The organism is Hyphococcus sp., from assembly GCF_965267305.1.
In the GTDB taxonomy this organism is placed as follows: Bacteria; Pseudomonadota; Alphaproteobacteria; order Caulobacterales; family Parvularculaceae; genus Hyphococcus.
The window spans coordinates 2,186,186-2,199,963 of record NZ_OZ253945.1; the positions used below are offsets into that span (position 1 = coordinate 2,186,186).

General features: G+C 57.0%; 13 protein-coding genes. All 13 read right to left on the reverse strand.

What is annotated here, in order from left to right:
- Nucleotides 1–58: 58 nt before the first annotated feature.
- The 13 genes from ACQY5P_RS10270 to ACQY5P_RS10330 all read right to left on the reverse strand — a co-directional run bounded on the left by ACQY5P_RS10270 (nucleotide 59) and on the right by ACQY5P_RS10330 (nucleotide 13,749).
- Complete coding sequence (locus tag ACQY5P_RS10270; protein ID WP_428406770.1) at nucleotides 59–385, reverse strand: P-II family nitrogen regulator; 327 nt, start codon at nucleotides 383–385, stop codon at nucleotides 59–61.
- Between the two features lie 131 nt (nucleotides 386–516).
- Nucleotides 517–1,686, reverse strand: coding sequence for a Na+/H+ antiporter NhaA (gene nhaA / locus ACQY5P_RS10275; protein WP_428406771.1), 1,170 nt, complete (start codon nucleotides 1,684–1,686; stop codon nucleotides 517–519).
- 56 nt (nucleotides 1,687–1,742) lie between these two features.
- Complete coding sequence (petA, locus tag ACQY5P_RS10280) at nucleotides 1,743–2,297, reverse strand: ubiquinol-cytochrome c reductase iron-sulfur subunit (protein WP_428410651.1); 555 nt, start codon at nucleotides 2,295–2,297, stop codon at nucleotides 1,743–1,745.
- Nucleotides 2,298–2,335: 38 nt separating this feature from the next.
- A complete protein-coding gene (locus ACQY5P_RS10285) occupies nucleotides 2,336–2,995 on the reverse strand; it encodes a methyltransferase family protein (RefSeq protein ID WP_428406772.1) in 660 nt (219 codons plus the stop codon).
- The gene (locus ACQY5P_RS10290; RefSeq protein WP_428410652.1) at nucleotides 2,992–3,267 is read right to left on the reverse strand and encodes a DUF2933 domain-containing protein; all 276 of its coding nucleotides are present in this window, start codon (nucleotides 3,265–3,267) and stop codon (nucleotides 2,992–2,994) included. The genes ACQY5P_RS10285 and ACQY5P_RS10290 overlap by 4 nt, the downstream gene beginning before the upstream one ends.
- A 242-nt stretch (nucleotides 3,268–3,509) precedes the next feature.
- Entirely contained in the window at nucleotides 3,510–5,597 is a 2,088-nt protein-coding gene (locus tag ACQY5P_RS10295) for a copper-translocating P-type ATPase (RefSeq protein WP_428406773.1), read from the reverse strand.
- Between the two features lie 33 nt (nucleotides 5,598–5,630).
- A complete protein-coding gene (locus ACQY5P_RS10300) occupies nucleotides 5,631–5,846 on the reverse strand; it encodes a YHS domain-containing protein (RefSeq protein WP_428406774.1) in 216 nt (71 codons plus the stop codon).
- Nucleotides 5,847–5,859: 13 nt separating this feature from the next.
- On the reverse strand, nucleotides 5,860–6,633 hold the full coding sequence (gene fabI / locus ACQY5P_RS10305) for an enoyl-ACP reductase FabI (protein WP_428406775.1): 774 nt from the start codon (nucleotides 6,631–6,633) through the stop codon (nucleotides 5,860–5,862).
- A gap of 60 nt (nucleotides 6,634–6,693) precedes the next feature.
- Entirely contained in the window at nucleotides 6,694–7,845 is a 1,152-nt protein-coding gene (locus ACQY5P_RS10310; protein ID WP_428406776.1) for an NAD(P)/FAD-dependent oxidoreductase, read from the reverse strand.
- Between the two features lie 3 nt (nucleotides 7,846–7,848).
- Nucleotides 7,849–9,588 carry a PHA/PHB synthase family protein gene (locus tag ACQY5P_RS10315; protein ID WP_428406777.1) on the reverse strand — a complete coding sequence of 580 codons (1,740 nt, stop codon included), beginning with the start codon at nucleotides 9,586–9,588 and terminating at the stop codon, nucleotides 7,849–7,851.
- Nucleotides 9,588–10,607 carry a bifunctional enoyl-CoA hydratase/phosphate acetyltransferase gene (locus tag ACQY5P_RS10320; protein WP_428406778.1) on the reverse strand — a complete coding sequence of 340 codons (1,020 nt, stop codon included), beginning with the start codon at nucleotides 10,605–10,607 and terminating at the stop codon, nucleotides 9,588–9,590. The genes ACQY5P_RS10315 and ACQY5P_RS10320 overlap by 1 nt, the downstream gene beginning before the upstream one ends.
- A complete protein-coding gene (locus ACQY5P_RS10325) occupies nucleotides 10,604–11,884 on the reverse strand; it encodes an acetate/propionate family kinase (protein WP_428406779.1) in 1,281 nt (426 codons plus the stop codon). Before ACQY5P_RS10325 ends, ACQY5P_RS10320 begins: the two co-directional genes overlap by 4 nt.
- Nucleotides 11,881–13,749, reverse strand: a complete 1,869-nt coding sequence (locus ACQY5P_RS10330) for a DUF3141 domain-containing protein (RefSeq protein WP_428406780.1) — start codon at nucleotides 13,747–13,749, stop codon at nucleotides 11,881–11,883. Before ACQY5P_RS10330 ends, ACQY5P_RS10325 begins: the two co-directional genes overlap by 4 nt.
- Between the last annotated feature and the right edge of the window lie 29 nt (nucleotides 13,750–13,778).

The following is a 13,778-nucleotide window of genomic DNA, read 5'->3' on the forward strand; positions in this document are numbered from 1 at the left end:
GGACCCACATATTCGCCTTTGGCCGCCTTCGAATTGAAAGCGTTGAAGCTGACGACCCTCAGAGATTGTCCGCCGGTATTTCGCTTTTATCGGCGACGCTATAAATTGCATCTATCGGGCTAACGGCGACGACGCCATCATCATCGGCGCCCGTACTTCCAGCCTCAATGATCGCATCGATAATTTCGTCAACTCGTTCTTCTGCAGCATAAATCTGAATACGCGCATGCGTCGTCATCATATCCCGTTGGAAAAAATTTTTGTACGTTCCATATCCTTTCGTCTCTGTAACGCTAAGGCCCGGGACGGCTATTTCAGCAAGGCGTTTCTCAATCTGGTTGAGCGCCAAGACATTCACGGTAGCGGTTATCATTTTGAAGCCCATAACCGGTCTCACCCTTGTTAGGACGGGAAGAAATACCCACAGACGTATTAACTTGATTATACGAACAGTCTTGCATCTTCCCTCGTTTACGCAGCTTACTTCGAAGCGATGGTTATACGAACGCCTCCCCTTTAAGATTTGATCGACCTAGCGCGAGGCCGGCCGGGCATTCTTAACATTCCGGCGCCAAGTGCGGCCGCTAACGCCGATGCGCTCAAAACGGCGAGTCGAGCGGCATCCAGCCTTTCAACGTCCGAAAAAGCCACCGATGCAATAAATATACTCATCGTAAACCCAATCCCGCCAAATATAGCGCATATGAATATGTCGCGCCAACGCATCCCATCCGGTAAGGTCGCAATCCTTGTGCTGGCGGCAAAATAAGCGCAGCTAATAATACCGAGTGGTTTTCCTATTAAAAGACCAGCTATGATGCCGAAGCTCAAAGGAGTCCAAAGGCCTCCAACCGCATTGGGCGTTAGCGGGAGCCCCGTATTAAAAAAAGCAAAGGCGGGCACAATTGCCAACATCACGAACGGCGCAATATCACGCTCGAGCCGCAATAGCGGCGAAGCCGCGTATTCTCTGGCCCGCATGGGCAATGCAAAACCAAGTGCAACACCAGCTAGTGTTGCATGCACGCCAGACGCCAGCAGCGCCGCCCACAGGAAGCCAGCGACAACGATATATGGCGTGAATATTCGAATCCGATATGCGCCTAACGAAAAAAGCACGATCGTAAACGCAGCCGCCGCCAACAGCGCCGGCAAATTGATATTCTCGCTAAAAAATACGCCAATAATCGCAATGGCGCCGACATCGTCGAAAACTGCAATAGCCGTCAAAAATGCGACTAAAGGTCGGGCGCGCGTCGGAGAAATCAACAATAGTAATCCGATCGCCAGAACAGCGTCGGTGGCCACAGGAATCGCCCAGCCCCTACTCACTTGCGGATCACCAAAATTGATCACCATGTAAATTGCGACCGGCACCGCCATGCCCCCAAACGCAGCCAAAAGTGGCATTCGCCATCCATGCGGCCCGGACAAGGCGCCGGTCAACAGCTCACGTTTGGTTTCGAGCCCAATTTTTACAAAAAACAGAACCAACAGTCCTTCATTGATCCAAAGATACATCGGCTTTTCGTAAATGAATTCACCGATCCGAATCCCGACAATCGTGTGATGAATCAAGCGATAGAATTCAAACAGACCGGTATTGGCCATCACCAGGGCCGCCGCTATCGCGCCCAACATGAGCAAGCCGCTGAGCCGACTAGTATCGATAGGATAGCCGTCCACTCGAATTCCCTTTTGCCTTACGAGGCGTCGCTAATCCGCACTTGAAACAAATGACCTTATCCAATTTTCAATCGCATAGGATCCAGGAATTCATACGGTGGAATCTCAAGATTAAGCGGCGCCGGTCCCCGCCGAATGCGTCCAGACGTGTCATAGTGGGATCCATGGCACGGACAGAACCAGCCATTCCATCCGCCGCGGTCGCTTTGCGGAGCTTGTCCCAGAGGCACGCAGCCAAGATGGGTGCAAATGCCAATGACAACGAGCCATTCTGGATCGATAACACGTTCGGCGTCCGTTTGCGGATCTCGCAACTTGGCGTGGTCGTCGGCGCGGGCGAGTTCGATCTCTCGCGCCGTGCGTCGTGAAATAAAGACTGGTTTGCCGCGCCACTTAACGGTGATGCGCTGACCAAGCTCAAATGGCTCGAGGTCCACCTCAACACTCGACGTGGCTCGGACGTCCGCTGATGGATTGAAACTGTCGATCAGCGGCCACAAGGCGCCGCCGGAGCCGACCACTGCAACGGAGGCGCCCATGATGTGAATAAAGTCGCGACGCGGAAGTGCAGCGTCGGTTGCGCGTATATGTTGATCGGCATCCGTCGGCAGTTCATTCGACGGCGGATCTACATCGGCGCTATCATCTTTCACCCGGCATGCCTTTCGATACGAAGCTTAGGAATGAAACGTGGCGTGCGCTCTGCGTATCGACGATATTCCTCGCCAAATTCGTTTTGTGCCTGCCGCTCTTCGGTAAGTGAAAGCCGCCAATACATGAATATTAAAACCGGAAACATGGCGAGCGTCAGAAGAGTTGGCCATTGAAAGAGAAAGCCGACCATGATCAGAATGAATCCCGCATATTGCGGATGACGCATGCGCTCATAGGGTCCCGTCGTCGCGAGCTTTCCGGCGCGCTGCGCCCGGTAGAGAATTGGCCAAGACGCCGCCAGAAGCCAGAACCCGGCAAGTATCAGTAACATGCTTATGAAGTGAAACGGTCCAAAATGTGGGTTGGCGCGCCAGCCGAAAATCATTTCCAGCAAATGTCCGGAATCATGAGCGAACCAGTCCACTTCCGGAAAATTCGACTCAAGCCAGCCGGACAAAAGGAATATTGTCAGCGGGAAGCCGTACATTTCTGTGAAAAGAGCGACAATGAACGCGCTGTAGGCGCCGAAGGACCGCCAGTCGCGAGCATTCAACGGCTTTGCAAAACTATATGCAAACAGAATAAACACCACAGAGTTTACGAACACTAAGAGCCAAAGGCCGTAGCTGGAGAAAGTCGTTTCTGCACCTGTCATATAGCCTCCCCCTTACCGTCCTCCCTGGACGCTTTACTTTCGTTGTCGGCGCTTTGCCCGCTGCCGTGACCGCCGTGCCCGCCGTGACCGCCGTGCCCGCCGTGCCCGCCGTGCCCGCCGTGCATAAACAAATGAATTCCGACACACGCCGCAAGGAAAACAAGCAGCAGCGTGTTACCCGTCAGAAGATGCGCACGATGTTCATAAACGAGTAGGAAAATTACCAATCCGCCGAATACGCTAAATACGGTCCAGATTCGGGATGGCCTCATCTTATGGTCTTGGTGATGATCGTTGGACACTACACTCGCCTCCTTTTACTATGGGTTGGAATGAGCTGATCGTAATTGGCGCAAATCGTAGCGAAGCGCATGTAGGACTTGTTAACCCGACTCGGCCCGCGGTCGGCGCAACAATGTTGGAGACCACGGCATTCGGCCAGACGAGAAGGGCGAATTTCACTCGTTCTGCAGTGAAAGCCACCGCAAAGCAGACAGGAATATCTGTTTGCAATTTAAGCCGCATGATCCTCATCAAGTGTCCCTTGTTCGGCCCTATTTTCTTTTAATCGCAAAAGTTGCGCATTGATGGCGCAAATAATTGTGCTTGAGGACATAAAGACGGCGCCGAGGGCAGGACTGAGCAGAATACCTAATGGGAAAAAAGCTCCCGCAGCGGCCGGAATCGCGAATGTATTATACCCTGTCGCCCAAACGAGGTTCTGAATCATCTTGCCGTAGGTTGCGCGGGCAAGGCTCAGGATCGCGGCGACGTCAAGCGGATTGCTCTTGACCAGAATGATGTCCGCCGTCTCGATCGCGACATCAGTGCCGGCGCCTATAGCAATCCCAACATTGGCCTGCGCCAAGGCTGGCGCATCGTTGACGCCGTCGCCTGTCATAGCGACAACAAGACCGCGCGATTGAACTTCCTTGACTTTCGCCGCCTTTTCGTCCGGCAGCACTTCTGCGATTACTTCATCGAGGCCAATTTCCTCTCCAACCCATTTAGCGACTTCCTTATTGTCGCCAGTGAGCATGATGCATTGAATGCCCATCCGGCGAAGCCGCGCAATCGCCTGTTTCGACTCCGGGCGAATAATATCAGCAAGCGCTATCGCGCCGGCTAGCACGTTATCGATCAGGACAAAGATAACCGTTTTGCCCTGCCGACTCAATTCCTCGAAGCGCGGATCGTCGACATTGAATCCGTTGCTGCGGACGTACCCGGGACTGACGGCTTTGACGTCCTTGCCTTTTACGACGCCTTCTGCACCTTTGCCGGGAATCGCCCGGAATTTATCGACGTCCCATTTCTCTTTCGCGTCTTTGACGATGCCCTTAGCAATGGGGTGTTCGGAATGAGCCTCGATTGAGGCGGCGTAAGCGACGATTTCATGCGCGGTGTGGCTATCGGAGAAAACAATGGTGTCGGTGATCCCGAATTCGCCTTGCGTCAGCGTGCCCGTCTTGTCGAAGATGATGGCGTCGATATTGCGCGCTTCTTCAAACGCAGTCCGGTCTCGGATTAAAAGGCCGTTGGTCGCGGCGATCGCCGTCGAGCGCGCGACGACCAGCGGCACCGCAAGGCCGAGCGCATGCGGACAGGCGATGACCATCACCGTTACCGCGCGCTCCATGGCGAAGGCGAAACCCTGTCCGGTTAGCGCCGCCCAACCAAACGCGGTGAAAAGCCCTCCGAAGAGCGCAATATAGGTCAGCCATTTCGCTGCGGTATTCGCAAGGTCCTGGGTTTTCGACTTGCTCGCTTGCGCTTCTTCGACAAGACGAATGACACTCGACAAAAATGTTTCATCGCCGGTCCTTGCAACAGCGACCGTGATCGACCCTTCGCCGTTGATCGAGCCGCCGATCACTTGTGCGCCTTCGATCTTAACAACCGGCTTCGATTCCCCGGTAAGCATCGACTCATTGACCGAGGTTTCACCTTTTACGATCACGCCGTCTGCCGGTACTTTTTCACCGGGCTTGATCAGCAGGTTATCGCCGTTTTTGAGTTGCGAAACCGGAACGTCGTTGGTTGCGCCGTCTTGCATTATCAGATGTGCCGTATCAGGCATTAAGCGCGCCAATTTTTCGAGAGCTTTACCCGCACCCATGACCGATTTCATTTCGATCCAGTGGCCGAACAACATGATGGCGACCAGCGTCGATAATTCCCAAAAGAACGTCTCTGCTGCGCCGGTAATGGTGACGGCTACGCTATAAAGATACGCCGCCGATATGGCGACCCCAATTAGGGTCATCATGGCGATATCGCGCGATGTAATCTCGCGCCACATACCTTTCAGGAATGGCCAGCCACCGTAGAAATAGACAATGCTCGATAGAATCGCGAGCACATAGCTGTCTCCTGGGAAGGCCAAAGTTTCTTCCAGACCCATAAAACTTTGGATCATCGGCGCCAGCGCCAGGACCGGAATTGTTAGGATAAATGTGACCCAGAAGCGCTTTCTATAGTCGGCAACCATGGCCCCATGGTCGTGACCGTCGGCGCTCGCGCCGTGACCTTTGTGACCGCCGTGATGTTCGTGGCGGTCGTGCTTTGCGTGGGCGTGATGAGCGTGCGTCGTGTGATCCATGAGTGAGACCCCCTTGGTCGTTATTGTTAATATCTAGGACTGCTTGGTGTTTCGTTGCCGATTAGGCCGCCGCGCTTCATGTGCAACGTTGGTCGGCCTGCTCGCGAATTTTGATGGCTGACGAATGAATGCCTCTCGGCAATCCTCTGAACAAAAGAAATACGCCCAGCCCTCATAGTCCAACTGGCCCGCAGCGTCGGCGATGTCGATGATCTTTTTACAGACAGGATCGGTTACTGTTGTTTCCATATCGCTTGGCTCATCAATGAAATACCATGCCTTCAATGTGGTAGCCGGCGTCTACATGCATGGTCTCGCCGGTAACGCCGCTGGCGTAATCGCTCGCTAGAAAAAGCGCCGCGCGACCGACCTCGTCAGCGTCGATCGTGCGGCGCAACGGCGCCTTGGTGCTTGTCTCATTCAATAATTCGTCAAAATGTTCGATGCCGGATGCGGCGCGCGTCGCAACCGCGCCGGCGGAAAGCGCGTTGACGCGGATCGCTTTGGGCCCGAGCTCATGGGCAAGATAGCGTACGGAACTCTCAAGCGCCGCTTTTACAGGACCCATCACGTTATAATGGTCAACGACGCGTTCGGCGCCGAAGAAACTGAGCGTCGTCAGGCTGCCTCCATCCCGCATCAGGGGCTCGGCGAGATGAGCCATTCGGATAAAGGAATGGCAGGAGACGAGCATCGATTCGGCAAAGCCTTCCGCCGAGCAGTCCGTCAACCTTCCATGGAGGTCGTCTTTGCGCGCCCAGGCGATCGAATGAAAACAGAAGTCGAGGCGGTCCCATTGTTCGGCGATTTGTTCAAACACCGCTTCGAGGGAACCTTCGTCATTAACGTTACATGGCTCGAAAATCTCCGCGCAGACTTCCTGGGCCAAGGGTTCCACGAACGGCTTCGCCTTGTCGTCAAGATAGGTCATAGCGAGAGCGGCGCCTGCACTACGCAGACGCTTCGCCGACGCCCAAGCAAGGCTGTGCTGATTGGCGACGCCCATGACCAGACCTTTCTTGCCGGTAAGATTCATGTTCTCCGGGTACAATTCCTTTGGTCCTTTCAAGTAATACGAATACTTTCGCCCTTCCCCTCAAAGCTGCAAATCGGGCGTGCGCTCGCGCTGTGCATTCATGCGACACCACGGACAGTCGCAATCCATGTGACGGCAGCCGGGATGATTGAGCCGGTCGCCAAAACCAGCTGTAGCGATAGGGAAAAGCGCCTGATGAAAGAGCGAACCGTGATAAAGACGGCGCAATCCGTCGCGGCCCGCAGCGCGCGACAGGCGCCCGAGCGCCCAAGCCCGGCCCCGCTCGCCGACCGTTTGAAACACCATTCGATTGACCACACCCGCGCCATGGCCCGACCCGAGGCGGCGGCGCAACAAGCGCTCGTAGGATTCGCCACTGAGAATACTGCGCGCCGCAAGCGCGCCGGAAAGAAGCGCATAACGCAGGCCAAAGCCTGCGAGCGCGTCCTGCAAGCCCGCGCGCTCACCAACCAACCATCTGTCCTTTCGCTCAACCCGGGTGATGCGCGAGAGCATGCCATATCCGCCGAACGGTTTCGGTTCGCCCATCTTTAGGCTGGCATATTGTTCAAAAAACGCTTTCGCTGCTTCAAGGCATTCGCCATGCCGCTTGAAATCGCGGAACATGCAGACCGCCAATGTGCCGCGGCCATCCGAGACAAGAAGATAGGCGTAGCCCCAAGGCGCCAGCCTGTCATCAAAGCAGACATGTTGGGCGTCTCCCATTTCTGTTCGAAACGTATAGCCTGACGCGATCACGTCGGCGCGGCGCGGTCCCGTTGCAATCACCGCATTCTCTGGCGCGCGCTCTACCTCATCGCCAAATCGGATTTCGGCGCCAGCCCTGCGTGCTTCGCCTAACAGCGCTTCATCGAGCGTCCCGCCGCCTGACCCGCGCCGAAGTAGGTAATAGAGCGGTTTGTCGTCGGCGACCGTGTATCGCCGGCCCCTAAAATCATAAGCCTCGCCCCGGTGAACCGGATGGAGCGGCGCGTTGATCGGCACGCCGAGCCCCCTAAGTTCATCGAGAACGTCGCGCGCATCGCTCCAGTTCTCAAGCCCTTGAAAGTCGCCGTGAAACCGAGCGCCGACGCTGCGCCGACGCTCGCGTACAACGACACGGCGCCCGGCGCGGGCGAGCACAATGGCGCTCGCCAATCCCGACGGCCCGGCGCCAATCACTGTGATAGGCGCATCGCTTTCCGGCGCCATTTTCTAGCGCTCCAACACGTAGGCGCCAGGCGCCGGGGCGATCGACGGCGCCATGTCTGGCGGCGCCGTCAGAACGGAAGATCGTTTCGCAAGCCACTCAAGCCAGCACGGCCACCAGGAACCGTCATGGCGCGCCGCCGCGGCGCGCCAGGCGTCCGGGTCAAGATACGCTTCGAGATCGTCGTGGGTTCCGATCTGATGGCGTCTTTTCCTAAGGCCCGGCGGGTTAACGATGCCGACGTTGTGCCCGCCGCTGGTCAAAACAAAGGTAACGTCCGCGCTCGCCTGCGCCTGAACCTTGTAAACAGACCGCCAGGGCGCGACATGATCGTGCTCCGTGCCGACGGCGAAAATCGGCGCGCGCACGTCCCGCAAGGCGACTGGCTTGCCCTCAACGAGATACCGTTCTTGGGCGAAATCATTGTTCAAGAAGAGTTTTCGAAGATATTCCGCATGCATCTCGTAAGGCATGCGCGTTGCATCCGCGTTCCACACCATCAGATCGAACATCGCCGGCGCGTCGCCATGCCAGTAGCTACGAACCATTTTCGACCAGATGAGATCGCTCGAACGCAACAACTGAAAGGCGCCGGCCATTTGCCGTGCGTCAAGATAGCCTTGTTCGGCCATGACGTTTTCAAGGAACGTTACCTGCGCTTCATCGATAAAAAGCGTTAGCTCCCCGGCTTCTGTGAAATCGGTTTGCGCAGCGAGCAAGGTCAGCGATCGAAGGCGGTCGTTTCCGTCCCGCGCCATAGAAGCAGCAGCGATGGCCGCGAGCGTGCCGCCGAGACAATAGCCGACCAGATGAAGCTTGCCGGGTGCGATCGATGCAACTTGGCGAACCGCCGCGTCGACGCCAAGCCGCCGGTAATCGGCAAGAGATAAATCTCGGTCGGCGGCGGTCGGATTTTTCCATGAGATCATGAAGACCGTAAAACCGTTCTTCACAAGATAGCCGACAAGCGAGTTTTCAGGTGACAAATCCAGAATATAGAATTTCATGATCCAGGCCGGCGTAATCAGAATCGGCTCCGGGCGCGTTTTCTCCGTTTGCGGTTCATATTGGATGAGCTCAATCAGCTCATTTCGATAGACAACCTCGCCTGGCGTTGTCGCTAAATCGCGGCCGAGAACATAATCGCTAAGGTCTGCGCCACGTGTCGCGTCAAGCGCGCGCGTCCAATCATCAAGCCATAGCGAATACCCGCGCTGAAGATTGCGCCCGCCTTCCTTCAGGGTCCTCGCGATGATCGCCGGATTGGTCGCTGGAAAATTCGCAGGCGAAGCCATATCCAGCAGCTGGCGGCCGACGAAGCCGACAACGTCTCGATGATGCTTGTCGACGCCCGGCGGCCCGGCCGTAGCATGGGCCCACCACTCTTGGGCCAATAAAAAGCCTTGCGCATAAGTGCGAAAGGGCTGCGTGTTCCAGAGATCGTCCGCAAATCTTCGGTCTTTCGCTTCGGGTTCAATGCAGGTTTCGCAATCGGGATCGACGCAGGCGCGCAGGCAATATTCGATAAAGCGCCAATAGGCGTTTGCAGCGTCGGCGATGAGATTGGCCTGCACATCGACCGATTTTGACAAATGAAGGGCCCAATCCGTATAGGCGAGCGCCAGCGCCGTCGGCGACACCCCGCCCGTGATTTTCCCGATCGCCGCATCCATAGCGCGGTCAAAGGACGGCGGATGGGGCGGCGCCGGCGCAGCGATGCTGTTAATCTCCGTCCGCTGATCCATCACGCGCCCGCTTTCGGAAAACACGCTTCTTCCGGCATAGGCGCGCAGCATCCATCGAGCGCATCGTCCGTATGGTCGAGAGCCGGCCGCAATTGGTATTCCGGTTCTGGAGGCGCCAGCTTTCGGGCGAGCGCCAGGGCCGCCAAACGCGCCGCAGGGGGATCGGCCCGTGAAGACAATACGATGGGGGCTTTAAGACCAACGACCAGGCCGGCTAACGTCGCGCCGGCAAGATATTCAAGATTCTTGGCGAGAATGTTGCCCGAAACGAGATCGGGCGTGAGCACGATGTCGGCGGCGCCTGCTACCGGCGAGGCGATGCCTTTGACCTCCGCGGCTTTCATCGAAACTGCATTGTCGAAAGCGAGCGGCCCGTCGACCTCGGCCCCTTTGATCTGCCCGCGGCGCGCCATCACCGATAGCGCCGCCGCATCGGTCGTCGATTCAATCAGCACATTGACGGTTTCAACGGCGGAAAGAATAGCGGCTTTTGGTCGCTCAATACCGAGCGATCGCATCACGTCAATGGCATTCTGTAAAATCTGCGCCTTCGCCGTTAGGTCCGGCGCGATGTTGACGGCGGCGTCGGTGATCGCCAGCAATCTCGGATAGGCCGGTATATCGGCGATAAAGACATGACTAACGCGCCGGCCCGGCACGCGCAGGTTTGCGCTTGAACTCAGGAGCGCCTTCATGAAGACATCCGTATGAATGAAGCCTTTCATCAACGTGTCGACCCCGCCGCCGCCAAGAAGTCCGGCGCCGGTCGCCGCGGCCTGTTCCTCCGACCACGCCGCCACAACAGCATCCGGATCAATCTCAAAGCCGATTTCCCGCGCCTTCTCCGCGATTGCGTCGGGATCGCCGATGAGAAGCGGTCTGATCAACCCGCGCGCCTGGGCGTCGTGAACGGTCTCCAGAACTTCTCGCTGTTCCGCGCAGACGATTCCGACCCGCACGGGCGGCGCCGCTTTCGTCAGTTCGATAAGGTCGTCAAGGGTTTCCAATTTCGTGGTCATGACAACTCGCTCGCTGTCTCATCGTCCGCTGCGAACGACGCCGCATGACGCGCGATAACAAGCTCTTCGTCCGTAGGCATCGCGTTAAGCTTGATCAGGGATTCGTCCTTTGAGATCACGGGGCCGCCGCTTTCGTTCCGCGCTTTGTCGAGGCGCAGAGGCAAAAGCGTTTCCAGCGGTCTTAAAATCTGAGCGCGAATTGTTGGCGCGTGCGCGCCGATGCCGCCGGTTAGGACAATCCGGTTTACGCCGCACATACTGGCGGCGAGCGCTCCAATGCGCTTTCGCGCCTGAAAACAGAAATAATCGATAGCGTCGTGAGCGCAGGCTTCCGACGAGGCCAACAGGTCTTTCATGTCGCCGCTGATGCCGGAAAGCCCCAGGAGTCCCGATTGTTCATAAAGCAATGACTGAAGGTCGCTTGTAGACATTCCCTTCGCTTGAAGGAGATACAGCACCAGTCCTGGATCGATGTCGCCGCATCGCGTCGCCATGGGAAGGCCTGAAAGCGTCGAAAACCCCATAGTCGTGTCGATGCTTTTCCCGTTCATAACAGCGGTCATGGATGCACCCGCGCCAAAATGGGCGACGATTATTGCGGCGCTTGCAGCCTCCTTACCCTCCGTTCGGTTAATGTGGTCGATGACGAATTCACAGGATAATCCATGGTAGCCGTATCGCCGGATTTCCTGCCTCTCGATTTCACGCGGCAGGCCCGTCTTGCGCGCAATGGCCGGCGTCGTGTGATGAAACGCAGTGTCGAAACAGGCGATCTGCGTGGCTTTAGGCAGTCGCAACCGCGCCGCGACGATGCCTTCAATATTCGCCGGCAGGTGCAATGGCGCAAGTGGAATAAGCTTACGCAGATACGATTCAAGCTGCGCCGTAACCGGCTGCGGACAGTCACAGTCGGGACCGCCATGGACGACGCGATGACCGACAATATCGACGGCGTCAACATCGGCGACGCTGTCAAGCTCCGTCATCGCCCAGTCGAGCGCCGCGGGGTGATTGACGCAAGGGCCTGTCTCATCAGTCAAGACCGCACTGACGCCGTCCAAAATCTTGAGCCGGCTGTCGTCCGCGCCGATGCGCGAAACCGAACCTTCAAAGAGACGCAACGGCTCGCTCGCTAATTCGAACAGTGCGAATTTAAGGCTTGACGACCCGGCATTCAGAACGAGCGCCGTCGGCCGCGTCTGTTGAAGGCCACGAACGGCCGAGCCGCCCAATTCGGCAAAGGTCTCAAGATTATGAACCGACGGCAAGACCATCATTCGCCCTTATCGGATTTATCCGATGACGCTCTGGCCGCCACAAATAACGGCTGGAACATGGTCGGCGTCGACCAGTTATAGAGCCAATCAAATGCTTGCTCGCCAACGGCGTCGCGGGCCTCGCGCCAGCGACGGATCGCGGCCTCAACATCATCGGCGGCGCGCCGCTCGGCTTGAGCAAAACGATTATCCGGGCTCGCACGACGGCGCGATTTTTCCGCCAGTTCCGCTGCGGTCGCAACGACCGACATGAAAGGATTGAGTTTTTCCGAATAAAGGTAGCGCGACGCCCGCATCGGATGCGCCCATTTGAGCGCCTCTGCGGTCATCGGACTCGCCCAGGCGCGCACGAAAGGGCTTAAAAATTTTGCGTAGAAACCTTCCACCGTTTCAGAAACGGCATCGACTTTTTCAAAAGCTTCATTTGGCGTCTCAAAATGCAAGTCCTCGACTCGGCGCGGCTCAAAGCGCACTGTATACTGATCGTGTTCGCAATCGGGATCGCCTGTCGGATTGTCGATCCGCATTTCATAAAGACCGGGCTCAAGTTGTTCGACATCTCCCATGCTTTCCAGAATCGCGCGGTGTTCGAAGCGTGCAACCTTGGCGGAAACGAAAATTCCAAGGTGACCCACATGGCGGTTGATCAGGTAGACAATCCGTTGGCCCGCGGCTTTTAGCTCTTCCGTTGTTGGATAAACGGTTGGAATCCAGCCTAACGCCTGATGCGGCGGCGTGATGTTGTCGCCAAAAGATGCAAAGATGACGAGCGGGCTCGAAATATTTTTAAGGTTTACCGCACAGCCTTCGCAGAGTTCGACCTCGCCCTGCTCGAGGCGGTTGCCGATAAAGAGATTTTCAACGATCGACAGCATTTCTTCGCGGCTGAGGCGATAAAACCCGCCCCACCAGCGCTCAAAATCGAGAAACCGGTCCCGCTCCTTGTCGATATTCAAATAAAGATCGGCGTATTTGCGCCAGATCGCGCCTTCGGGTTTCAAGTTTTCGAAATTCTGGACGAGCCAGGCGCCGTCAAAGACGCCAGCCCCGAGATCACCGATGAAATGCGTCAGCCACGATCCCCCAAGAAATCCGGCGGCAAGTCGCATCGGATTGGCGCCCGCCTCCCCGGCCCAATAAGAAAGCGGCGAGCCGTTCATTACCACCGGGCCTGCCCTATCGCCGCAATCGGCGGCAAGCAGGGCCGCCGCCCAGCCGCCCTGGCAATTGCCATAAAGGATCGGCGCGCGATCGCCGTGCAGCGCTTTCAGCATTTCCACAAAACGGCGCATCGTATGCAGAACGTCGGCGAGCGTTTGACCCGGCTTGGGATCGGGCTCAAACACCACAAAGTAAACGGGATAGCCTTCGTGGAGAGCGATTCCCACTTCGGAATCTCGTTTGAAACCGCCGATGCCGGGACCATGGCCGGCGCGCGGTTCGATGATCATGACCGGCGGTTTTTCAGGATCGAGGCAATCCTCGAGGCAAATATCATCAACCTCGATGATCTTCAGGAGTTTATAGTTCGATGGGGGTTCGAACGCGCCGCCGTCGGCGACCTCTTCATACTTGAACTTCAAAAGCGGCGGCAGGCCTTCGCGCTCATGCTCAAGCATATTATTGGCGCGCTGGCGCAATGCGTCCCAGAATAGGATCTGGCGTTGGGCGGCGTCGATCACGAAGTCGGCGAACGCCGCGACATGCGGCACAGCGACGATGGGGCTTTGATCCACATCCGCGCTGATACCTGCATCCCCCGGCTGCTCGACGCTGTGTTGCACGCCCACACCCTGGCTGCGCCGACCCTCCACCCGCTTGTCGAGATTCCGCGCGCTCACCGTCGAGGTCGCTCCGTCCGGCATCGTCCTGTTCCTTCTGTTTTTGGAGGGGT